This window comes from Streptomyces sp. NPDC050842, from assembly GCF_044456565.1.
Taxonomy (GTDB): domain Bacteria; phylum Actinomycetota; class Actinomycetes; order Streptomycetales; family Streptomycetaceae; genus Streptomyces.
On the sequence record NZ_JBITGA010000006.1, the window covers coordinates 76,569 to 98,743 of the forward strand.

Annotated in this window: 13 protein-coding genes; 3 read left to right on the forward strand and 10 right to left on the reverse strand. The window is 73.0% G+C overall.

The window, feature by feature from the left end:
• Window positions 1–41 precede the first annotated feature (41 nt).
• Window positions 42–1,382, forward strand: coding sequence for a PspC domain-containing protein (locus ACIBG6_RS20995; protein WP_399224102.1), 1,341 nt, complete (start codon window positions 42–44; stop codon window positions 1,380–1,382).
• Window positions 1,383–1,538: 156 nt separating this feature from the next.
• Here ACIBG6_RS20995 and ACIBG6_RS21000 read toward each other — a convergent pair whose 3' ends face one another.
• The 4 genes from ACIBG6_RS21000 to guaA all read right to left on the reverse strand — a co-directional run bounded on the left by ACIBG6_RS21000 (window position 1,539) and on the right by guaA (window position 6,167).
• Window positions 1,539–2,144, reverse strand: coding sequence for a DoxX family protein (locus ACIBG6_RS21000; RefSeq protein WP_399224103.1), 606 nt, complete (start codon window positions 2,142–2,144; stop codon window positions 1,539–1,541).
• Window positions 2,145–2,235: 91 nt separating this feature from the next.
• Window positions 2,236–3,468: a hypothetical protein gene (locus tag ACIBG6_RS21005; RefSeq protein WP_399224104.1), complete on the reverse strand. Its 1,233-nt coding sequence runs from the start codon at window positions 3,466–3,468 to the stop codon at window positions 2,236–2,238.
• A gap of 197 nt (window positions 3,469–3,665) precedes the next feature.
• Window positions 3,666–4,454, reverse strand: coding sequence for a class II aldolase/adducin family protein (locus tag ACIBG6_RS21010; protein ID WP_399224105.1), 789 nt, complete (start codon window positions 4,452–4,454; stop codon window positions 3,666–3,668).
• Window positions 4,455–4,565: 111 nt separating this feature from the next.
• A complete protein-coding gene (guaA, locus tag ACIBG6_RS21015; protein WP_329621651.1) occupies window positions 4,566–6,167 on the reverse strand; it encodes a glutamine-hydrolyzing GMP synthase in 1,602 nt (533 codons plus the stop codon).
• 328 nt (window positions 6,168–6,495) lie between these two features.
• Between guaA and ACIBG6_RS21020 the strand changes: the two genes are divergently transcribed.
• On the forward strand, window positions 6,496–6,789 hold the full coding sequence (locus ACIBG6_RS21020) for a chorismate mutase (RefSeq protein WP_317598495.1): 294 nt from the start codon (window positions 6,496–6,498) through the stop codon (window positions 6,787–6,789).
• Between the two features lie 588 nt (window positions 6,790–7,377).
• Here the strand turns inward: ACIBG6_RS21020 and ACIBG6_RS21025 are convergent.
• The 6 genes from ACIBG6_RS21025 to ACIBG6_RS21050 all read right to left on the reverse strand — a co-directional run bounded on the left by ACIBG6_RS21025 (window position 7,378) and on the right by ACIBG6_RS21050 (window position 20,622).
• A complete protein-coding gene (locus ACIBG6_RS21025; RefSeq protein WP_399224106.1) occupies window positions 7,378–9,207 on the reverse strand; it encodes a GMC family oxidoreductase N-terminal domain-containing protein in 1,830 nt (609 codons plus the stop codon).
• A 38-nt stretch (window positions 9,208–9,245) separates the two neighbouring features.
• Entirely contained in the window at window positions 9,246–10,910 is a 1,665-nt protein-coding gene (locus ACIBG6_RS21030; RefSeq protein ID WP_399224107.1) for a succinic semialdehyde dehydrogenase, read from the reverse strand.
• Window positions 10,911–11,089: 179 nt separating this feature from the next.
• The gene (locus ACIBG6_RS21035) at window positions 11,090–12,853 is read right to left on the reverse strand and encodes a serine/threonine-protein kinase (protein WP_399224108.1); all 1,764 of its coding nucleotides are present in this window, start codon (window positions 12,851–12,853) and stop codon (window positions 11,090–11,092) included.
• Window positions 12,854–13,045: 192 nt separating this feature from the next.
• Window positions 13,046–16,129, reverse strand: coding sequence for a protein kinase (locus tag ACIBG6_RS21040; RefSeq protein ID WP_399224109.1), 3,084 nt, complete (start codon window positions 16,127–16,129; stop codon window positions 13,046–13,048).
• 148 nt (window positions 16,130–16,277) lie between these two features.
• On the reverse strand, window positions 16,278–18,710 hold the full coding sequence (locus ACIBG6_RS21045) for a serine/threonine-protein kinase (RefSeq protein ID WP_399224110.1): 2,433 nt from the start codon (window positions 18,708–18,710) through the stop codon (window positions 16,278–16,280).
• A gap of 205 nt (window positions 18,711–18,915) precedes the next feature.
• Window positions 18,916–20,622, reverse strand: coding sequence for a glycerol-3-phosphate dehydrogenase/oxidase (locus ACIBG6_RS21050; protein WP_399224111.1), 1,707 nt, complete (start codon window positions 20,620–20,622; stop codon window positions 18,916–18,918).
• A 234-nt stretch (window positions 20,623–20,856) separates the two neighbouring features.
• Between ACIBG6_RS21050 and ACIBG6_RS21055 the strand changes: the two genes are divergently transcribed.
• Window positions 20,857–22,098, forward strand: a complete 1,242-nt coding sequence (locus ACIBG6_RS21055) for a nucleotide sugar dehydrogenase (protein ID WP_329621658.1) — start codon at window positions 20,857–20,859, stop codon at window positions 22,096–22,098.
• Window positions 22,099–22,175 lie beyond the last annotated feature (77 nt).

The following is a 22,175-nucleotide window of genomic DNA, read 5'->3' on the forward strand; positions in this document are numbered from 1 at the left end:
TCCCGGTGCCGCTGCGGTTCACGGGCCGTCACCATGGACGCATGACGAGTTCGAAGCCTTCGACCCACGAGGCCCCGCCGCCGGCGGAGGCCGATGCCTCCCTGCCTCTGCAGCGTTCGCGGAGCGGCAAGCTCGTCGGCGGAGTCTGTGCCGGCCTCGGCCGGCACTTCGACCTCGACCCGGTGATCTTCCGGATCACGGTCGGCGTGCTGTCCGTGACAGGCGGCGTCGGCCTGATCTTCTACGGCTTCGCGTGGCTGCTCGTTCCGCTCGCGGGCGAGGAGGAGAACGAGGGACGCGGACTGCTGACGGGCCGGGTCACCGGCGCCGCCCTGTCTGCCATATTCATGGCGCTGATCGGCTGCGGGATCTTCCTGTCGATGCTGCGCAGCGGGTCGATGCTGGGCTTCACGATGCTGCTGTCGCTCGCGGTGTGCGGCGCGGCGGTCTGGTCGCGGCGCCGGGCCGTAGGCGGCGAGGCGGAGAGCCGGATCGAGACGGCGGCCGCCCAGATGGTCGCCGAGGCGCCTCCCGAGACCATGGCTCCGCCCCGCGTCGAGTACCAGTCCTGGTGGAAGGGCCCGATCGTCAAGGACGGATCGACGGGCAGGGTGGCGCTCGGCTACCTCTGGGGACCGCACGGCATCGTCGACGAGGACGGCAAGGTCGACGGCGAGGTGCCGAGACCCGGAAGCCAGTGGGGGCCGGATCCCTCCCGCGCCGACCGGCCGGCTCCGTCCATCCGGCGGAGCCCCCTCTCCATCGCCGGTCCCGTCCAGCTGCTCGCGATGCTCGCGGCCGCCCTCGGCACCGCCCTCACCTGGGAGTCCGAGCCGCTGGGCAGGAGCCTGGCGACAGGCCTCGTCGCCGCCCTCGCGGTGTTCGGCCTGGGCCTCGTCATCAGCAGCTTCCTCGGTCGCACCGGATTCGGGACGGTCTTCCTCACCATCCTCACGGCCTGCCTGCTCGCCGGGGCGGTGGCCCTGCCCGACCGGATCACCACGGACTGGGCCCGCGAGACCTGGAAGCCGGCCTCCGTCGCCGCGGTGCAGCCGTCCTACGAGCTGGGCACCGGCGCGGGCCTGCTCGACCTGTCGGCACTGCCGGTCCCCGCGGGCACGACCGTCGCCACCCGGGCCGAGGTGGGCGCCGGACAGCTCAAGGTGGTCGTCCCGAAGGACGTGGTCGTGAAGCTCCACGCCGAGGTGGGGCTCGGCGATGTCCAGCTTCCCGGACAGCCCGCGGAAGACATCGACATCGCCCCGGACCAGGTCGAGACGCGCACGATCGCCCCGCCGGCCGGGACCGCCCCGGCAGGCACGCTGGACCTCTCGCTCGAGGTCGGCATCGGACAGGTGGAGGTCACCCGTGCTGCTTCATGAGTTCCGCCCCGGCCGGCTGCTCGTCGGCCTCACCGCCCTCGCTCTGGCCGCCTTGTACGCGGGCGAGATCACCGGAGCCTGGACGACCCCGTGGTACGCGGTGATCCCGGTGCTCTGCGGCGGACTGGGCACGGCCGCCCTGGTGACCTGGGTCGCCTATCGAATACGGCGCCGTCGATCGGCGAGGAACCTGTCCGCCGACAGCTCGGAGGCCCCGGCCAGCAGCAGCGGAAGCCAAGCCATCAGATAGGCGAGGTCGTTGCCGAGGTAGTACGGGCTCACCTGCCAGCTCACGGTCAGCCAGAGGCTCAGGGAGATCAGCACGCCGCCGAGCGCCGCCACGCGGGCGTAGAGGCCGAGCAGGGTCCCGATCCCGACGGCGAGCTCTCCGAAGGCGATGGCGTACCCGAAGCCGGCGGGGTTCTTGAGGGCGAGGTCGACGAGGGCGGGGATCGCCGAGCTGTCCCGCACGCCGCGCATCGTCTCGCCGATGGAGCCGCTGCCCTCGGCCGCGAAGAAGGCGGAGTCGGTGAGCTTGTCGAGCGCGGCGTAGACGAACGTGACCCCGAGGAAGAGCCGGAGCGGAAGGAGGGCGTAGCGGGAGGCGACGGCCTTCCACCGGTCGAAGGTGACCTGCCATCGGGCGAAGGTGGCCTTCCACCGGGCGCGGCCGGTTCGGCCCTGGCCGCCGGGAGCGCTCGGACCGCCGGTCCCGCCCGGGTCGCCTGTCGCGTCGTTCGTCCGGTCCGCTCGTCCCGTCATCGTCGGTCACCTCTCCACGCCCCGTACGACTGTTCGCGGAACGATTCTCCTCGGACCCGCGCCCGAGGGACACGTGGAGAGGGCCGGACGCTCAGTCGACGACGTCGATCGTGACCCGATTGGTCTCGATGCCCGCCGCCGTCACGACCGAGACCTCCACCCTGCCGGGCTCCACGTCCGCGGGGAGGGGGACGGTGAGGGCCGCGTCCGTCGGGTTGGCGAAGCCGCCCGGGACCGGGACCAGGGGGACGTGGGCGTGGACGGCGCCGATGCGCACGACCAGCCGGGTCAGCGGGTCGGGGGCTGCGGCGCCCGGCGGGACGAAGCCGCAGCCGCGGATCTCGATGTCGTCGCCCGTCCGGATCGGGGCGTCGAGGTCGCCCGCCTCCCGGGAGCGGACGACGGAGTGGATCGTGGGGCGGACGCCCTCGGTGCACTTGGTGGCGAGGTGCCAGGCCGCGGAGACGGCCAGGAGCAGCACGAGCGACCAGGGCACTTCGGGAAGCCGGGCGGGGTCGCGGGCGAGGCCGACGGCCGTCAGGGCCAGGACGGCACAGGAGACGAGGAGGTACTGGACGTCGGCGAGGCCGGCCCGGCCGCTGTCGTCGCAGAGCAGGTCGGCGGCGCGCGGACGGTCGGCGCGGACCTTCTGGAGGCGGCCGGCCGCGATCCGGACGGAGACGACGAGACGGGCGGTGACGGTGACCGCCGACACGAGGGCGAAGGCGGTGAGCAGGCCGGCTGCCCTCGACAGGCCGAAGGCGGCCGGGCCCGGCCGGAGGAAGGCCAGGAAGAGGAGGGTGAAGCCGAGGAGGAGCAGCCAGGCGGCGGCGACGGCCCGGGTGGTGGAGAGCCGGTTGTCCTCGCCGATCAGGGGGGCGAGGAGACCGCCGCGTGTCCGGTGGGCGTGGGCGGCGGCGCTGAGCAGGACGGCGAAGACGAGGGCGGTGCACAGGCCGGCCGTGCGGGCGCCGGTCCAGCCGTCGCCGATCGCGGTGAGGGCCTGGCCGAGCAGCAGGGCGAGGACGGCGCCCCAGACGGCGCCGATGCCCCCGCTGCGTACACGGTCGAGCCAGGCCGTCCCGGCCTCGCGGCCGCGGACGGCCACGGCGCGGGCGGACTGGGCCAGCTCGTCGGAGACCCACTGGCGGGCGGCGACCGGCGAGTGGGCGACGGCCGCGGGGACGCCGTGCCCGGCGGCCAGCTCGTCCCGCCGGGCGAGGAAGGCGGCGACCGCGCGCCGGTGGCCGGCCTTCCCGCAGTGGGCGCAGCCGGCGCAGGCCGTCGCGTGTTCGCCGTACTGTCTCGCCTCTTGAACCGCCACGGTGCTCACTTCCCGAGCTCACTTCACGACCCGTTCCGTTGCGTCCCGGTGCGCTCCGATGCGTTCCGAACGGTCAACCAGCCGTTGATTCCCCGGAATTGTGTCGCACCGGTGGCTCCCGGAGCTGCCGTGTGCGCCCCGCCGGAGAGTGATTGCCGCGCCATCTCATTGACGTACAGAAGGGTGAAGCGATGGTGTTACGACAGGAGTTCGGGCTCCGCTCGGCTGATCCTGCGCCAGAGCGGCTGGTAGTTGATCCAGCCGACGAGGTCGCTGCCGAGCTGTTCGCGGGTGGCGACGGCGTCCCGGTGGTCGATCGGCACCGGCTTCCCGGCCGCCCGCGCGGCCAGTTGGACCTGGGCGCAGCGTTCCATGGCGATGAACCACCAGGCCGCCGCGTCGACGGAGGAGCCGACGGTGAGCAGCCCGTGGTTGCGCAGCACGATCGCCTTGAACGAGCCGAGGGCGAGGGCGATCCGGCGGCCTTCCTCGGCGTCGACGGTGACGCCGGTGTACGCGTCATAGAGGGCGTGGTCCTGGTAGAAGGCGCACGCCTCCTGGGTGAGCGGGTCGAGGAGTTCGCCGAGCGCGGCGAGCGCCCGCCCGTGGAGGGAGTGGGTGTGGGCGACGGCGACGACGTCGGGCCGGGCCCGGTGGACCTGGGCGTGGACGGTGAAGGCCGCCTGGTTCACGTGCTGGCCGCCGCGGACGACCTGCCCGTCGCCGTTGACGAGGACGAGGTCGCTCGCGGTGAGGTCCTCGAAGGGCGCCCCGAAGGGGTTCACCCAGTAGCAGTCGGGGAACTCCGGGTCGCGGGCGCTGATGTGGCCCGAGACGCCCTCCTCGTATCCGAGCCGCCCGAAGAGCCGGAGCGCGCCCGCGAGCCGCTGCCTGCGGTGGGTGCGTTCCTCCTCGGCCGTCGCGTGGACGGGCGGCATGGCGAAGTGGAGCCGGTCGACGGGGACGGGGTCGGGTATCACGCTCATGCGCCGGAAGGTAACGCCCGGCCGGGCAACTCACCAGAGTCCGGACGTGAACACGACGAAGCCGCCGCCCCGGAGTACCGGGGCGGCGGCTTCAGGCACCTGCGGGAGGGACTACTCCCACTCGATGGTGCCCGGGGGCTTGCTCGTGACGTCGAGGACGACGCGGTTCACGTCGGCGACCTCGTTGGTGATGCGGGTCGAGATCTTGGCGAGCACCTCGTAGGGCAGGCGCGACCAGTCGGCCGTCATCGCGTCCTCGGAGGAGACGGGGCGCAGCACGATCGGGTGACCGTAGGTGCGGCCGTCGCCCTGGACGCCCACGGAGCGGACGTCGGCGAGCAGGACGACCGGGCACTGCCAGATCTCGCGGTCGAGACCGGCCGCGGTGAGCTCCTCGCGGGCGATGGCGTCTGCCTCGCGCAGCAGGTCCAGGCGCTCCTTGGTGACCTCGCCGACGATGCGGATGCCGAGGCCGGGGCCGGGGAAGGGCTGGCGCTGGACGATCTCCTCGGGCAGGCCGAGCTCCTGGCCGACCATGCGGACCTCGTCCTTGAAGAGCTGGCGCAGCGGCTCGACGAGCTCGAACTCCAGGTCCTCGGGGAGGCCGCCCACGTTGTGGTGGGACTTGATGTTGGCCGTGCCGGTGCCGCCGCCGGACTCGACGATGTCCGGGTAGAGCGTGCCCTGGACGAGGAACGCGACGTCCTCGCCGGTGCCCGCCGACTCGGCGACGATCTCGGCCTGCGCCTGCTCGAAGACGCGGATGAACTCACGGCCGATGATCTTGCGCTTGGTCTCCGGGTCGGAGACGCCGGCGAGGGCGGTGAGGAAGCGCTCCTGCGCGTCGACGACCTTCAGATTGACGCCGGTGGAGGCGACGAAGTCCTTCTCGACCTGCTCGGTCTCGCCCTTGCGCATGAGGCCGTGGTCGACGTAGACGCAGGTGAGCTGCGAGCCGATGGCCTTCTGCACGAGCGCGGCGGCCACGGCGGAGTCGACGCCGCCGGAGAGACCGCAGACGGCGCGCTTGTTGCCGACCTGGGCGCGGATGGCCGCGACCTGCTCGTCGATGACGTTGCCGGTGGTCCACGACGGCTCGATGCCGGCGCCGCGGTAGAGGAAGTGCTCCAGGATCTGCTGGCCGTGCGTGGAGTGCAGCACCTCGGGGTGGTACTGGACGCCGTACAGCTTCTTCTCGTCGTTCTCGAAGGCGGCGACCGGCACGACGTCCGTGGACGCGGTGACGGAGAAGCCCTCGGGGGCGGCGGAGCAGGCGTCGCCGTGCGACATCCACACGGACTGCTCGACCGGGGTGCCCTCGAAGAGGGTCGAGCCGGCCTTGGAGACGTGCAGCTCGGTACGGCCGTACTCGCGGGCGCCGGTGTTGTCGACGGTGCCACCGAGGGTCGTCGCCATCAGCTGGAAGCCGTAGCACATACCGAAGACGGGGACGCCCGCCTCGAAGATCGCGCGGTCGAGGCGGGGGGCGCCTTCCGCGTACACGGAGGACGGGCCGCCGGAGAGGATGATCGCCTTCGGGTTCTTGGCCAGCATCTCGGCCACCGGCATGGTGGACGGGACGATCTCGCTGTAGACCCGGGCCTCACGGACGCGGCGGGCGATGAGCTGGGCGTACTGGGCGCCGAAGTCGACAACGAGGACTACGTCCGGGTTGGAGACGTCGGGCGCGGCAGCGGGGGTCGCTGATGACACTACGGCGGCCTTCCGGCGGTAGGTGGGGTCCCCCGAAGGGGGGTGCTCTTTGTCGATTCTACCGGCGCGCCGGTCGGACTTTTCGTCTCACCATCCGAACCCGGGTTGGCCCGGGGTCCGCGGCGGGGTCCATACTGTCGCCATGCGCAAGCTCCCGACCTTCGTCTTTACCTATGGCACCGGCCCGTCCGGCTGCCATGGTCGTGCTGCTTGAGCAACTGACAAGCGACTTCCCAGGCGCCCCGGGCCGACAAGGCCCGGGGCGTTCTGTCGTTTCCGGGCCGTGTCGCCCCGGGGCTCCGCACCCGACACCCCGAGGAGCCCCACCATGACGACGAACACCGCCATCACCGAGAAGACCGGCGCGCGCACCGACGAGGCCGCGGCGCTGATCGGTGGCGCCCGCGACCGCATCGACTCCCTCGACGACCGGATCATCGGCCTCATCCAGGAACGGATGGCCGTCTCGGCCGTCATCCAGGAGGCGCGGATCTCGTCCGGGGGCCGCCGGGTGAACCTGGCGCGCGAGATGGAGGTCCTCGGTCACTTCCGTGACGCGCTGGGCAAGCCCGGCACGGCCCTCGCGATGACCATGCTGGAGCTGTGCCGGGGCCGCATCTGAGCGAGGGTCGCAGGCGGGCGAGGGCCCGGATCTGAGTTCGGGCCCGCTCTCACCCGTACGGCGCGTGACCGGCCGCGACCCGGCTTCGTTGGTCCGGGTGTCCGTGCCAGCCAGGGGCGGGCCCGCAAGAAACCACGCGTGGCTTCGCTGGGGCGTGTGGCGTACCTCCGGTGCGCCGTGGGACCTCGCACCAGCGCGTGTGGCCGGGCAGCAGGGGACAGCAGCCCGGTCACCTGGAAAGGGCGGTCGGCCCCGGGGACGCCCGGGGCCGATCGCAACCGGCTCAGAACGAAATCCCGAACCCCGTCCCCCTCTCCTCCCCCTTCTCCGTTTCTCCCCGCGCGGCGCAACCCCCCGGTGCCGACGCCAAGGGCCCCGTGCCGCGACCGGAATCGCGGCACGGGGCCCTTTCCTGCGTACCCGGCACCCTCGCACCTCCGGCGTGACGCGCGTCACACGAAGATCCTGCGCAACCGCTACAACCAATCCCGTCGGTCGCGGGTCATCTATGCAGCATCACCAAAAGCAGGAAAGGCGCTGCACTCGGAGGGGGGTGCAGCGCCTTTTCTCATTCCTGCTGCGACAGGCTCATGCCTGGCGCTCCGGTTCCTTCCTCGGCGGGACCGCGGGGATGCCCAGGAACGGCAGCCGCAGGGCGCCGAAGGCCTCGGCCGGGACCGCCGGGGACTTCGGCTCGACCGCAGCCAGCCGTACGTACGCCTCCCCCTGCCGCGGCCGCGGGTCCTCCTCACCCTTGTTCGGCCAGAACGACATCGCCCGCTCCGCCTGCGCCGTGATCGTCAGGGACGGGTTGACGCCGAGGTTCGCGGAGACCGCCGCCCCGTCGACGACGGAGATCCCGGGGTGGCCGAAGAGCCGGTGGTACGGGTCGATGACACCGGACCCGGCGTCGGCTCCGATCGGGCAGCCGCCCAGGAAGTGGGCGGTGAGCGGGGTGCCCATCAGCTCGCCGACGTTGGAGCCGGGGAAGCCGTTGATCTCCTCGGCGAGGAGGGTGGCGGCCCGGGTCGCCTCCTCGATCTGGACCGGGTTCGGCGCCCCGTGCCCCTGGCGGGCCGTGAGCAGGCCCTTCCCGAGGCCGCCGGGCTTGCGGTAGGTCGTCAGGGAGTTGTCGAGGGACTGCATGACCAGACCGATGATGGTCCGCTCCGACCAGTGCCAGTTGGAGAGCGAGCGGGCGGCGAGCGTCGGGTGCCTGAGCAGGTTCAGGAACCAGTTCCGCACCCGGTGGGCCCCGTAGGGCACCTGGAGGACGGTGAGGCCGCCCATGGAGTTGGAGCCCTTGCCGTACCGGACCGGCTCGATGTGCGTGTTCGCGTCGGGGTGGATCGAGGAGGTGATGGCGACGCCCTTGGTGAAGTCGGCCTTCTCCTTGCCGTGCTTCTTGCGGTAGCGCCGGTCGGTGGTCTGCGCGCCGACCAGACCCTCGGAGTTGGTACGGGTGAGCTCGCCGAGCCGGTGCGAGATCCGGGGCAGCAGGCCGCCGTCCTTCATCCGGTGCAGCAGGGTCTGCGTGCCGTACGTGCCGGCCGCGATCACCACCCGGCGGGCGCGGAAGGTCCGGCCCTTGCCCTTCTTCCGGTTGTCGGTGGGGAGGGTCTGCACCGCGTAGCCGCCCCGCGAGTCCTCGGTGACGGTGACGACCGTGGTCATGGGGTGGACGGTGGCGCCCGCCTTCTCGGCGAGGTGGAGGTAGTTCTCGTTGAGGGTGTTCTTGGCGCCGTGGCGGCAGCCCGTCATGCACTCGCCGCACTCGGTGCAGGCACGCCGGGCCGGGCCCGCGCCGCCGAAGTACGGGTCGGCGACCTCCGCGCCCGGCTTCGCCTTCGCCGTACCGTCGGCATCGTCCCCGTCTCCGAAGAAGACGCCGACCGGCGCCATGTGGAACGTGTCGCCGATCCCCATCGCCTGCGCGGCCGCCTTGAGGTGCACGTCGGAGGGCGTCGTCGTCGGGTTGAGCCGGACGCCGAGCATCCGCTGTGCCTGGTCGTAGTACGGCCGCAGCTCGTCCTGCCAGTCGGTGATGTCCTTCCACTGCGGGTCGTCGAAGAACGGCTTGGGCGGTACGTAGAGGGTGTTGGCGTAGTTGAGGGAGCCGCCGCCCACGCCGGCGCCCGCGAGCACCATCACGTTGCCCAGCAGGTGGATGCGCTGGATGCCGTAGAGGCCGAGGGCCGGGGCCCACAGGAAGTTCTTCACGTCCCAGGAGTTCTTCGGCAGGGTCGCGCGGGTGAAGCGGCGCCCGGCCTCCAGGACGCCGACCCGGTAGCCCTTCTCGGTGAGCCGGAGGGCGGTGACCGAACCGCCGAAGCCGGAGCCGACGACGAGGACGTCGTAGTCGTACGCGTCGTCCGTCCCGCTCGCTTCCTGATTCTGGGCAGGGGGTACCGCGGTCATGGCTCTCCTCGTACGAAAAGGTGTGAAAGGAAAGGGCGTCAGCGCAGGCGCAGGGCCTTCATCGCCTTCAGGGACAGGCTCATCACCGCGGCGTACTTCTCGTCGTCCATGCCGAAGGAGGGCGCGAGCGGCATCAGCCGCTGCTGGGCGACGGTCTGGGCCTCGGTGTACTTGAGGATGCCCTCCGAGCCGTGGCGGCGGCCGAGACCGGAGTCCTTCATGCCGCCCATCGGGGACTGCACGCTGCCGTAGGCGGGCGCGTACCCCTCGTTGATGTTGACGGTGCCGGTGCGCAGCCGGGCCGCGACGGCGTGGCCGCGGCGCGAGTCCTTGGTCCACACGGAGGAGTTGAGGCCGTACGGCGTGCCGTTGGCGAGGTCGATGACCTCGTCCTCGTCCGTGAAGCGGTAGATCGAGACGACCGGGCCGAAGGTCTCCTCGGAGCAGACGGCCATCGGGGCCTCGACGCCGTCGAGGATGGTCGGCTCGTAGAAGAGGGGGCCGATGTCGGGGCGGGCGACACCGCCGGCGACGAGCGTGGCGCCCTTGGCGACGGCCTCCTCGACGTGCTTCCTGACCGTCTCCAGCTGCCGGTCGCCGACGAGGGAGCCCATGTCGGCCCCGTACGCGAGGGAGCTGCCGAGCCGCATGGCCTTGGTGCGGGCGGCGAAGCGGTCGAGGAAGGCGTCGGCGATCGACTCGTGCACGTACAGCCGCTCGATGGAGATGCAGAGCTGCCCGGCGGAGGAGAAGCAGGCGCGGACGGCTCCGGCGGCGGCCTTCTCGATGTCGGCGTCCTTCAGGACGAGCATCGCGTTCTTGCCGCCGAGTTCGAGGGAGACGCCGACGAGCCGGGCCGCGGCGCCCTGGGCGACCTCGCGGCCGGTGCGGGTGGAGCCGGTGAACGAGACGTAGTCGGCGTGCTTGACGACCTCGGGGCCGACGACCGGGCCCTCGCCCAGGACGACCTGGAAGACCTCGGCGGGCAGCCCGGCCTCGATGAGCAGGTCACGGGCCCACAGCGCGGTGAGCGCCGTCTCGGTGTCGGGCTTCATGACGACCGCGTTGCCCGAGACGAAGGCGGGGAGCGCGTCGCCGACGGAGAGCTCCAGCGGGTAGTTCCAGGGTGCGATCTGGCCGACGACCCCGCGCGGCTGGCGCAGCTCGGTGACCTTGGTGAGGGTCGGTACGACTCCGGTGTGGCGCTTGGCACGCAGGTACGAGGCGGCCTTGCGGCCGTAGTGGCGGGCGGCGACGGACACCGCCTGGACCTCCTCGTGGGCGTGCAGGCGCGCCTTGCCCGTCTCCAGCTGGATGAGGTCGAGGACCTCGGACTGCCGCTGGAGGACGAGGTCGTGGAAGCGGAGGAGGACGGCGGCGCGGACCTTGACCGGGGTGGCGGCCCAGGCCGGCTGGGCGGCGCGGGCGCGCGCGAAGGCCTCGGCGACGTCCTCGGGGGTGGACTCGGGGAGCTCCGCCAGCCTCTCCCCGGTGAAGGGGGTGTGGTTGGCGGTCCGGCCCGAGCCGACGACGCCACGGGTGAGCCGGGCGACCACCTCGGGCGTCACGACGTCGGCGGCGGTGCGCACGCCGGCGGGCGCGGGCGCGACCGGGTTGGTCGCGCCGGCGGGCGCGGCCGCTCCGCCCTGCGCGGCGGGGGCTTCGGGAACCGAGAGGGCGGCGGGGGCCTGCGAGTCCGTCATGAGGGCGAGCGTAGGCGGCGATCCGCCCTTTGGGTACCCGTCGGTAACGCGTTTTCACCGGGTACACACATCGCGCCAGCGATCACTGGCACATAAGCCCTGATCAGGGGCTTACGGCTGACGGAGGCCTGAGGAGGAGATTTTTCCGGCCCCCTTCGCCCGTCTGTTCGGCCGCCCGTTCAGTCGCCCGGCGGCCGCCAGTGCTGGAGCATGATGTCGAACTGCTCGCGGGTGGTCTCCCAGCTCGACTGCGGCGAGGACATGTACAGGGCGTACTCCGTGCCGTCGTCCTCGTAGTACATGAGGTCGATCGCGTGCCGCGGCCCGGGGAAGTCCTTCCGCTCGGTCCAGGTGAACTCCCACTGACAGGACTTGACCTGGTCGCGGTAGGTGACCTGGCCGAGCTTGACCCGGGTGTAGTCCATCCGCTTCTGCAGGACGCGCTCCAGGTCGAGGGCGTGCATGTACGGGTTCTCGAAGTCCGGGCTCCGGTCGATGCTGATCCGGATGCGGTGATTGCCGTTGTCCGGGGTGTAGTCGATCTGGTCGCCCTCCTTCTGCCGCTTCCAGCCGTCCGGTACGAGCAGACTGAAGCCCGCCGGGTCGTGGACGCGGTGCCAGCCGGCCGGAATGTCGTTCTCGGTGCCCTGGGTGGCGGTGGAGGGGCCGGGACCGGTCGCCGTGGTCCGTCCGCCGCCGTTGCTGTCGCCGTCCCGGTCGCCGCCCGCGTAGTTCATGGCGGCGAAGACGGCGCCGCCCGCGACGAGACCGGCGAGCAGGGCCGCGAGGACGACGGTGCGCCAGCGACCTCGCCCCGAGGACGCGGGGGCGGAGGTGGAGGCGGAAGGCACCACGGTGGGGGGTGACTGCGAGCCCTGGGACGGCTGCGGCGCCTGGGGCTCGTCGGCCGGGTGGGGCCACTGTGCCGTGGACGTCCGCGGCCCACCGGCCCGACGCGCCGTGGCGTCCGTACCCGCAGTACCGGCCGTACCCGCCGTGCCCGCCGTGCTTCCGGTGGCGATCGAATCGGCCCCGTCCGCCGCGCCCGAGGTCAGGTCGTCCCGCGCCACGCGCTGGGTCGGCACGTACGCCTGCGCCGTCTGCGGCGTCCGTCCCTCCATCGCGTCGAGCAGCATCCGCTCGGCCTCGTCCGCACGCGGCCGGTGCTCCGGCTCCTTGCGCAGCAGCGCCACGATGACCGGCGCGAGCGGCCCGGCCTTCTCCGGGTACGGCGGCTCCTCGGTCACCACGGCCTGCATCGTGCTGATCGGAGAGGTCCGGCGGAACGGCGAGGTCCCCTCCACCGCCGTGTACAGCGTGGCCCCGAGGGACCAGAGGTCGGAGGCGGGACCGGGATCGCCGCCCCGTACCCGCTCGGGCGCCAGATAGTCGATGGACCCGACGATCTCCCCGGTCCGCGTGATCGTCGAGTCGCCCTCGATCGCCGCGATCCCGAAGTCGGTGATCAGGACGCGCCCGTCCCGCGCCAGCAGGACGTTGCCCGGCTTGACGTCCCGGTGCAGCACCCCGGCCGCGTGCGCGGCCCGCAGCGCGCCGAGGACGTGCAGCCCGACCCTGGCCGCCTCGCGGGGCTCGATCGCGCCCGTCTCCTTGGTGGCGTCGGCGAGCGAGGGCCCGTCGACGTACTGCATCACGATCCACGGACGGCTGTCGTGCTCCAGGACGTCGTGGACGGTGACCACGCCCGGGTGGGTGATCCGCGCGGCGGCCCGCGCTTCCTTCTGCGTCCGCGCGTGCAGCACGAGCCGGTCGGCCTCCGCCACGAACCGGCCCGCCGTCAGCTCCTTCACCGCGACCACGCGGTGCAGCACCTCGTCGTGCGCGCGCCAGACCTTGCCCATACCGCCGCGGCCGATGCACTCGCCGAGCCGGTAGCGACCCGCGAGCAACAACCCCGCCCCTGTGCTCTGAGAATGTTCCACTTGCCCCCGCCCGTTCCTTCGGATGCCAGGTTACGGAGGGGGGCGGGGGGTGCGGAACCTCGGGGCTGTCATAGGAACAGCACTGTGACCGGGGGACGGTGACGCCCCGATGGACGGCCCGGCCGGTGGCCCTGCGTCGGTCGGCCAGTGGGCCTGCGTCGGCCCGGCCGGTGGCCCGGCGTCCTCTCCGGCTCAGCGTCCCGGGCGGAAGGCCTTCGTGGCCTCGTCGTAGATCTCGGAGACCTTGTCGCTCTCGCCCTTCGGGCCGATGACCACCACGACGTGGTACCGCCCGCCGTCGATCAGTGCGAGGTTCCGGACGGAGACCTGGCGCCCGGTGCCGTCCAGCCACCAGTAACTGCCCGTGGCCGTCGCCGTCGTGCCGATGTCGACCCGGCGGGACGAATCCGTACCCGACCAACTGGACACGCGCAGCGGCTCCAGCTCGCGCTCCTTGTTGTTCTGGTACTCCAAGGGGTCGGATCCGTGGTCGGCGACCGTGTCCCTGCCCGGGACGACGATCATCGTGAAGTCGCCGCCCGTGTAGCGCACTTGCCCGGCGTCGTTGATCGGGCTGCGCCGCCAGCCGTTCGGGACCCCGATCCGGAAGCCCTCCGGGTCCTGGCGCAGGGTGTACCCGGCGGCGAGGGCGGGCGCCGACGGATCGGCCGCGGGCGGGGTCGTGGACGGCTTGGCGGACGGCTTGGCAGACGGCTTGGCGGACGGCTTGGAGGAAGGATCGGCCGACGGGGCGCTCGTGGGTGCCGTGCCGGGCGCGGTGGTACGCGGGGAGCCGCCGGCCGACGGAGCGCCCGCGCCCGGTTCCTCCCCCTCGCCCGGCAGGAAGAACACGGCGTACGCCACGGCCCCGCCGAGCAGGAGCAGGACGAGGAGCAGCAGCGTACGGCCGAGGGAGCGCGGCGAACCCTCGCCCCGGGAAGGGCTCCGGGGCGTTCGGGGGGCACGGGGCGCACGGGGGGCCCGGGACGCGCGCTGCGGGATCTCCTCCTGGAACTCCACCCCCGCGTCGACGTATTCGCCCTGGTGGACGACCTCGGGCGCGGCCTCGTGAAGGGCCGCCGCGCGCGGCTCGGGGCGGGGGTCCTTGCCCCGCTTGTGACGGTGACGGCCCGCACCCGCACCCTTGCGGCGCCGGCGCACCAGCTCGCCGCGGCGGCGCACGATCGGCAGGCGTGTCTCGTCGAAGGACGGCAGCGGTACGGCTCCGAAGCCTGCCTCGGGCTCCGGCGCCGACCGCACGAGGGAGCGCAGCCAGCCGCGGAGCTCCTCGAAGTCGGGGCGCTCGGTGGGGTCCTGGCGGAGCAGGGACTCCACGACCGGGCGCAGCGGCCCGCACTCCTCGGCGAAGGCGGGCGGCTCGGCGCAGACCAGCTGGACGAGCTCGGCGGCGCTGTCCTCCGGGTAGGGGGCGTGGCCCTGGACGGCCCGGTAGAGGAGCGCGCCGAGCGCCCACAGGTCGGTGGCGGGGCCGATGGGCGGGGCGAGGCGCCAGTTCTCGTGGACGGGGCCGGCCTGCTCGGGCGCCCAGCGCTCGGTGACCGCGCCGACGACGGCGATCCGGGTCTGGCGGGCCCGCTCGGCGTCGAGGCGCGTGGTGGGGCCGCGGTGGGCCTGGGCGGGTACGGCGACGTGGCCCCCGGTCCCGGGCGGCCCGGCGGCGCCGGCGGGGACCGGGAGGTGGGCGGGGTCGGGGGTCGCGGCGGTGTACCCGGCGGGCAGCGCCGGGCGGCCCGAGCCCGGCAGTACGGGGCCTCGGCCGGGTCCCGAGCCGCCGGCGGGGATCGGTCCGGAGCCGTCGCGCGCGGCGTGCGGGCCGTCGCTCCAGTTGCCGGCAAGGTGCACGCGCGGTGGAGGACCGGCCTGCGGGCCGCCGTACGCCGTATCGCCGCCGTCGTCCTCGTCGTCGTCCTCGTCGTCGTCCGCCGCCTGCGACCACCACTGCGGCTCGGGCGCGCCGGACGCGGGCACCGGGGCAGGAGGCGGCGGGGGCGCGGGGGCCGGGATGGGTGGAGTGGACGGCTCCGCCGGCGCGGGGCGCTGGCCGGGGAGCGCGCCCGTCTCGCCGAGCCGCGCCGCGGCACGCGCCCCCGCGCGGTACGCGGCGATGGCTCCGGCCCGTGCGGCCCGCACGTCGGCGGTGGGCGGCGGGGCGACGGCCGGGGGCTCCGCCCCGGTCCGGGTCTCGGGCACGGACCTCGCCCCCGCGCCGTACGGGTCGGCCCCGTAGGACTCCCGACCGTACGCACCGGCACCGGGGTCGGCCACGCCGCCGCTGCTCTCGCCACCGTCCTGGTCGGACCCGTACTCGTCGGCGCCGTAGCCGTAGGCGGCCTCGCCGAGAAGCTCATCGTCCGAGTCCGGCCCGTACGAGACCTCCTCGAACTCCGCGAACTCCTCGCCCTCCTCCGCCTCCTCCTCATCCGTGTCGGTCTCGGACTCGAACTCGGTCTCGGACTCGGTCTCGGTCTCGATCTCCTCGTAGACCTCGGCCTCGTACAGGTCGGAGCTGTACACCTCGGCGAACTCGGGCTCGGGCGCGAGCGGGAAGTCGGGCTCGAACTCCCTGGACGCGAACCCGGACCCCGTCCCGGCCGTCGTCCCCGCCCCGAACCTCGCCCCGAACTCCCCCTCGTCGTCCGTCTCCGGCACGGGCGCGTAGCCGCACAAGGCCTCTTCCGCGGCGCCCACGGCGAGGCCGGTGAGGACCACCCGCCCGTCGTCGCAGACGAGCACGGTCCGGGCGGTGATGTTCCGGTGGACCCAGCCGTGGGCATGGAGCGCGCGCAGGGCCGTGAGGACGTCGGCGCCGATCTCGGCCGCCCGGTACGGGTTCAGGGGTTGCTCGGCGAGGAGCGCGGCCAGCGGCCTGGCCGCCACGACCTCGCTCACTATCCACAGCGAACCGGCCTCCGCGAAGACGTCGAAGACCTGGTCGAGGAGGGGATGGTCGGGAATCTGCGCGGCGGCCTGGGCCGCCTCGATCGCCCGGCGCACGACGGGCTCGGCCGGCCGGCGGGTAGCCCGCCCGGCGCTCCCGTAGGACTGCGCGGAACCGTCCGCGCCGTCGAGCACCTCGGCGTCCACGAACTCCGGCAGGGGCACCTGGCGGACCAGGACCTCCTGCCCGCTGTACGTGTCGAAGGCGCGCGTCTCGGCGAAGTCGTACGCGTCCGCGCCCGGACCCGTCTCCGCGCCGGTCGGCGGCAGCGGCAGGCGGTAGCGGTCCGCCAGCACCCTTCCCGCGTAGTCGTCCACGACGCCTCCCCACGCGCGCACGCTGTCCCCCGTGGACCCGCGGATCCGTCGGATCACGCGAGTCCGTCAATTCCGGTCCGGCACCGTGCAGTTAGCGGCAATTGTCGGCTGCGTACGGTCCACGAACTCTCACGATACGTGGCGCCGGTCAGTCCTTGGGGCTGAACGTGGCGAACGCCGTATCCCGCAGCGTCCGGCACTCCGCGCCGTTCCACTCGTCCGCCTTGCAGGTGATCATGATGGAGTAGCCGTGCTTGTCGTCCACCTTGAAGCCTCGGTTGAGCACGCGGACGGTCATGCCCTTCTGTGTGCGCGTGAACTCCCAGTCGGCGACGGTCGGGTAGCCCTTGTAGGACACCTGCTTGATACCGATGTGCTGGTAGTCCTGGCTGGTGACGGCCACGCCGGCCTTGGCCAGCTCCCAGGCGCTCTGCGCGTTGTCCTTCGGGCTGTCGTTGAAGTCGACCTGGACGCGCGGGAAACCGCCGCTCTCGCTGAATATCACGCCGAGGTCGTATCCCGGTATCGAGCTGGGCTTGTAGGTGCCGGGCAGCGCCATGGAGAAGTGGAGCCGCTCGTTGGTGACGAGGGCGTACCCGGCGGGCAGCTGCGCGCCGGGTACGCCGCTGGGCTTGCCGGACGGCTTGGTACCGCCCTGCCCGGTCGTCGTCCCGACCGTCGTTCCGGTCGTCGTTCCGGTCGTCGTCCCGGTGGTCGTCCCCGTCGTGCCCGCGTCGCCCGTCGATCCGTTGGAGCCGCTGCCCCCGGGCTGTGCGCCGCCCTGCTGGCCGGGGCCGCCGGGCGTCTGCCCCTTGCCGCCGGAGCCTTCGGAGCCGCCGGACCCGTCGGCGCCGCCGCCGGACGCGCCGGCCGAGGCCGTCGTGCCGCCGGTCCCCTGGCCCTGCTTGTCCTTGTCGTCGCCACCGGTGAGGGAGACCGTCAGGATCGTGCCGAGCAGCGCGAGGACGGCGACCGCGGCGATGATCACCAGCGTGCGGCGCGGTACGACGTCGGTCAGCGGCGCTCGGGCCGGAGCCTGCCTGCCGCCACCCTGCAACGGCTCGGCCGCCCTCGGCCTCGGCGGCTTCGGCCTCGCCTTCGGCTCGGCCTTCGCGGAGGCCGCCGCGTTGCGCACGGACTTCAGCGCGCCCCGTACCCGGTCGGCGGCGACGGCCGTGTCGGGCGTCCTGTCCCGGTCGGCGGCCGGACCCACCGGAGCCCGGTCGGGGCGCGGCGGAAGCAGGATGGCCCGGGTGACCTCGGGAGAGACCTCCGGCGCCGCGACGGGCGCGTCGAGCACGGCCCGCAGCAGGACCCGCGCGCGGGCGTCGTCGAGGCGCTGGGCCGGGTCCTTGGCGAGCAGGCCGTAGATGACCTGCTCCAGCTCGGGTCCCGCGTTCTTCGGCGGGTCGACCGGCTCGGTCATCACCGCCGTGAGGGTGGCGATGGCGGAGCCCTTGTCGTAGGGCGGGCTGCCCTCGACCGCCGCGTACAGGAGGCCGCCCAGCGACCACAGGTCGGCGGCCGGTCCGGGCTTGTGACCGCGGGCGCGCTCCGGCGAGATGTAGGAGGGGGCGCCGACGAGCATGCCGGTGGAGGTGATCGAGGGGTCGCCCTCGACCTGGGCGATGCCGAAGTCGGTCAGGACGACCCGGCCGTCATCGGCGATCAGCACGTTCGACGGCTTCACGTCACGGTGGAGGATGCCCTCGCGGTGCGCGGAGCGCAGGACGTCGAGGATGGCGAGCCCGACCTCGGCGGCGCGGCGGGGCGTGAGCACACCGTCCTCGCGCACGGCGTCGGCGAGGGACTTGCCCTCGATGAGCTCCATGACGATCCACGGACGGTCGTCCTCGTCGACGACGTCGTACACGGTCACGGCGCCGTTGTTACGGATCCGGGCGATGGCCTTGGCCTCGCGCAGGGTCCGGGTGATGAGGCGTCGCTTCTCGTCGTCGTCGATGCTGGTGGGGAAGCGGAGCTCCTTGACGGCGACGGTGCGGCCCAGGGTCTCGTCGACCGCGCGCCACACGGTGCCCATGCCGCCGCGTCCGAGGACCACGCCGAGCCGGTAGCGGCCGGCGAGCAGCCTGCCCTCGGTCACGGGGTCCTTGCGGAACCGGTCGGCGCCGAAGCCGCCGGAGCCGCCGGAACCACTCCCGGCAGCCGAGCGGCCGGAACCGCTCCCCCGCTCGGCGCGGCCGGTCTCGCCGTCGCCGTCGCCGGCGCCGAAGCCGGCCCTGCCGGTCGACGGCTCGGTGCCGCGCAGCCGGCCCGTCGCGCCGGAGGGTTCGTCGGACACCGCGTCACCCTTCGGGTCGACAGCGCCCTCGGCGCCATCCGAGCCCTCGGCTCGGATGGCGCCCTCGGCACGCTCCGCGTCGTCCACGTCATCCACGTAGGCCGCGGCGTCCGCGTCCTCCGCAACGTCCGTGACCTGCGCGTCCTTCATGTCCCGCGGGTCCCGCTCCGCCGCGCGCGCGGCCGGGACCGCCCCTCGGTCGCCGTCGGCCGCGGCCCCCGCGGCGGCGTCCCGCCGGGGGTCCTTCGCCGTGTCCCGCGACTGCTCCGCCTCCGACATGCGTCCCCTCTGCGATCCCTGATCTCCGCCGCGTCTGCCGCTTCCCGCGTGATGCGGTAACCCGCCCTGGAAGAGAGGCCATTGTCCCTCACCTCGGGACGGGTGCCGCCCCCGGGTCCGTACTCCGGGATGACGACGCCCGTCGGCACCCCCCAGGTTCCCACCGGATTCCGGACGACACGGACGTCCTGGCCGGAACGGGCCGTCAGATCGGCACGATGTCCGGCGCCCCGAGCCGTGCGGCGTCCGCCGTCAGGTCGTCCGGCTGCCGCTGCGACTCGCGTTCCGCCTCGACCCGCTTCTCGTAGTGCTCGACCTCCTTGTCGATCTGGTGGGCGTCCCAGCCCAGGACGGGCGCCATCAGCTCCGCGCACTCGCGGGCGCTGCGCGTGCCCCGGTCGAAGGTCTCGATGGAGATCCTGGTCCGCCGGGTGAGGACGTCGTCGAGGTGGCGCGCGCCCTCGTGCGAGGCGGCGTAGACGATCTCGGCGCGCAGGTAGTCGTCGGCCGCGGCGAGCGGTTCCCCGAGTCCGGGGTCCTCGGCGATCAGGTCGAGGATCTGCTCCGTCAGGGAGCCGTACCGGTTGAGAAGATGCTCGACCCGGACGACGTGCAGCCCGGTCCTGGCCGCCGTTCTGGCGCGCGCGTTCCACAGGGCCCGGTAGCCCTCGGCGCCGAGGAGCGGGATGTCCTCGGTGACGCAGGCGGCCACGCGCTGGTCGAGGCCGTGGACCGCCGCGTCGACAGCGTCCTTGGCCATGACGCGGTACGTCGTGTACTTGCCGCCGGCCACCACGACCAGGCCGGGGACCGGGTGGGCGACGGTGTGCTCGCGCGAGAGCTTGCTCGTGGCGTCCGACTCGCCCGCGAGCAGGGGCCGCAGGCCCGCGTAGACGCCCTGGACGTCGTCCCGGGTGAGCGGGGTCGCGAGCACGGTGTTCACATGCTCCAGGAGGTAGTCGATGTCGGCGCTGGACGCGGCCGGGTGGGCCTTGTCGAGGTCCCAGTCGGTGTCGGTGGTGCCGACGATCCAGTGCCGGCCCCAGGGGATGACGAACAGCACGGACTTCTCGGTGCGGAGGATGAGTCCGGTGGTCGAGTGGATGCGGTCCTTGGGCACGACCAGGTGGATGCCCTTCGAGGCGCGGACGTGGAACTGGCCGCGCTCGGCGATGAGGGCCTGGGTGTCGTCCGTCCACACCCCGGTGGCGTTGACGATCTGCTGGGCCCGGATCTCGTACGAGCCGCCCGACTCGACGTCCTGCACGCGCGCGCCGACGACCCGCTCGCCCTCGCGCAGGAAGCCGACGACGCGGGCCCGGCTGGCGGCCTTGGCACCGTACGCGGCGGCCGTGCGCACGAGTGTGGTGACGAAGCGCGCGTCGTCCATCTGGGCGTCGTAGTACTGGAGGGCGCCGACGAGGGCGTCCTTCTTGAGGCAGGGCGCGACCCGCAGCGCGTTCCGCCGGGAGAGGTGGCGGTGCGCGGGCAGGCCCCGGCCGTGGCCGGAGGAGAGGGACATCGCGTCGTACAGCGCGACGCCCGAGCCCGCGTAGAACCGCTCCCAGCCCTTGTGCTGGAGCGGGTAGAGGAAGGGAACGGGCTTCACCAGGTGGGGTGCGAGCCGCTCCAGGAGCAGACCGCGCTCCTTGAGGGCCTCCCGCACCAGCGCGAAGTCCAGCATCTCCAGGTAGCGCAGGCCGCCGTGGATGAGCTTGCTGGACCTGCTCGACGTGCCCGACGCCCAGTCACGGGCCTCGACGATGCCGGTGGAGAGTCCTCTCGTGACGGCGTCGAGGGCGGTGCCCGCGCCGACCACTCCGGCGCCGACGACCAGCACGTCCAGCTCTCGCTCCGCCATGGCCGTGAGCGCCTCGGTGCGCTCGGCCGGTCCCAGTGTCGCTGTCCTCACGGTTGAGCCTCCCGTCGTTCCCCGAGCCGTCCCGGTTCCGATTCTGGCCCGCTCCGGTGACTTCAGCCACCGCCTCGCCGCCACCCTGTGGATAACACTCGGCGACCTTCGGCCTCACAATGCCGCATATCGGTCATATTTACGCCTAGTCTGACATTGCGTTCGCCCCGTTCTGTCCACCGGGGTTGCGCGTCGCGTCCCCTCCGGCTACTGGGAAGGACGGCCCACCCCCCCATGCCCGCTGATCTCGCCGTCATCGGCCTCGGCCACCACGGACTCCCCCTCGCCCAGGCCGCCACCGCCGCAGGCATCGACACCATCGGCTACGACACCGATCCCCGTCCCGTCGCCGAACTCGCCGCCGGCCGGTCCCCGGTCGACGGCTCGCTCACCGCGCCGGAGATCCGCCGGATGCTCGCGGGCGGCTTCCGGCCCACCACGAACACCGCCGAACTCGGCCGCGTCCGCACCGCCGTCCTCTGCGCACCGACCCCCCTCGGCCCCGACCGCACCCTCGACCTCACCGCCGTCACCGACGCGGCCCGCGCCCTCGCCGCCCGGCTGCGCCCCCACACCACCGTCCTCCTGGAGTCCCCCGTCCCGCCGGGCACCACCGAGGGCCCCCTCCGCGAGATCCTCGAAGCGGGCTCGGGGCTCCGCGCCGGACGCGACTTCCACCTCGCGTACTCCCCCGGCCGCCTCGACCCCGGCAACCGCACCCACGGCTTCGCCGGCACCCCGAAGGTCATCGGCGGCCTCACCCCGGCCTGTACGGAGTCCGCCGCCGCCTTCTACGGCCGGCTCACGGACAAGGTGGTACGCGCGCGTGGCCCGCGCGAAGCGGAGACGGTCAAGCTCCTGGAGACCAACTTCCGGCACGTCAACATCGCCCTCGTCAACGAGATGGCGGTCCTCTGCCACGAACTCGGCGTCGACCTCTGGGACGTCATCCGCTGCGCCGAGACCAAGCCCTTCGGCTTCCAGGCCTTCCGCCCGGGCCCCGGCGTCGGTGGCCACGGCGTCTCCGTCGACACCATCGGCGCCCACCGCCCGCTCCGCCTCGTGGAACTCGCCGGCCAGGTCAACGAACGCATGCCCCAGTACGTCGTCCAGCGCGCCGCCGCCCTCCTCAACGAGCACGGCAAGTCGGCCCGCGGAGCCCGGATCCTGCTGCTCGGGATCACGTACAAACCCGATCTCCCGGACCGTCAGGGCTCCCCCGCCGACGAGATCGCCCGCCGCCTCATGGACCTGGGCGCGGCCGTCAGCTACCACGACCCCCACGTCCCCGACTGGCGCGTCCGCGAACTCCCCGTCCCCCGCGCGGACTCCCTCTACGAGGCCGCGGCCCACGCGGATCTGACGGTGCTGCTCCAGCACCACCGCACCTACGACCTCCAGGGCCTCTCGGTGAAGGCCCAGCTCCTCCTCGACACCCGCGGCGCCACCCCGGGAGGCGCGGCCCACCGCCTCTGACCCGCGCACCGCACGCGTAACCCCTGTGGCGACGTCACAGGAGGCTGCTAATCTCCGGGACCTCCTGTGCGCACACC

What these genes read in the sequence shown, in the direction of transcription:
- ACIBG6_RS20995 (WP_399224102.1), top strand. Translation starts at nt 42, where the DNA reads ATGACGAGTTCGAAGCCTTCGACCCACGAGGCCCCGCCGCCGGCGGAG.
- ACIBG6_RS21000 (WP_399224103.1), bottom strand. Translation starts at nt 2,144, where the DNA reads ATGACGGGACGAGCGGACCGGACGAACGACGCGACAGGCGACCCGGGC.
- ACIBG6_RS21010 (WP_399224105.1), bottom strand. Translation starts at nt 4,454, where the DNA reads ATGAGCGTGATACCCGACCCCGTCCCCGTCGACCGGCTCCACTTCGCC.
- ACIBG6_RS21020 (WP_317598495.1), top strand. Translation starts at nt 6,496, where the DNA reads ATGACGACGAACACCGCCATCACCGAGAAGACCGGCGCGCGCACCGAC.
- ACIBG6_RS21025 (WP_399224106.1), bottom strand. Translation starts at nt 9,207, where the DNA reads ATGACCGCGGTACCCCCTGCCCAGAATCAGGAAGCGAGCGGGACGGAC.
- ACIBG6_RS21030 (WP_399224107.1), bottom strand. Translation starts at nt 10,910, where the DNA reads ATGACGGACTCGCAGGCCCCCGCCGCCCTCTCGGTTCCCGAAGCCCCC.
- ACIBG6_RS21045 (WP_399224110.1), bottom strand. Translation starts at nt 18,710, where the DNA reads ATGTCGGAGGCGGAGCAGTCGCGGGACACGGCGAAGGACCCCCGGCGG.
- ACIBG6_RS21055 (WP_329621658.1), top strand. Translation starts at nt 20,857, where the DNA reads ATGCCCGCTGATCTCGCCGTCATCGGCCTCGGCCACCACGGACTCCCC.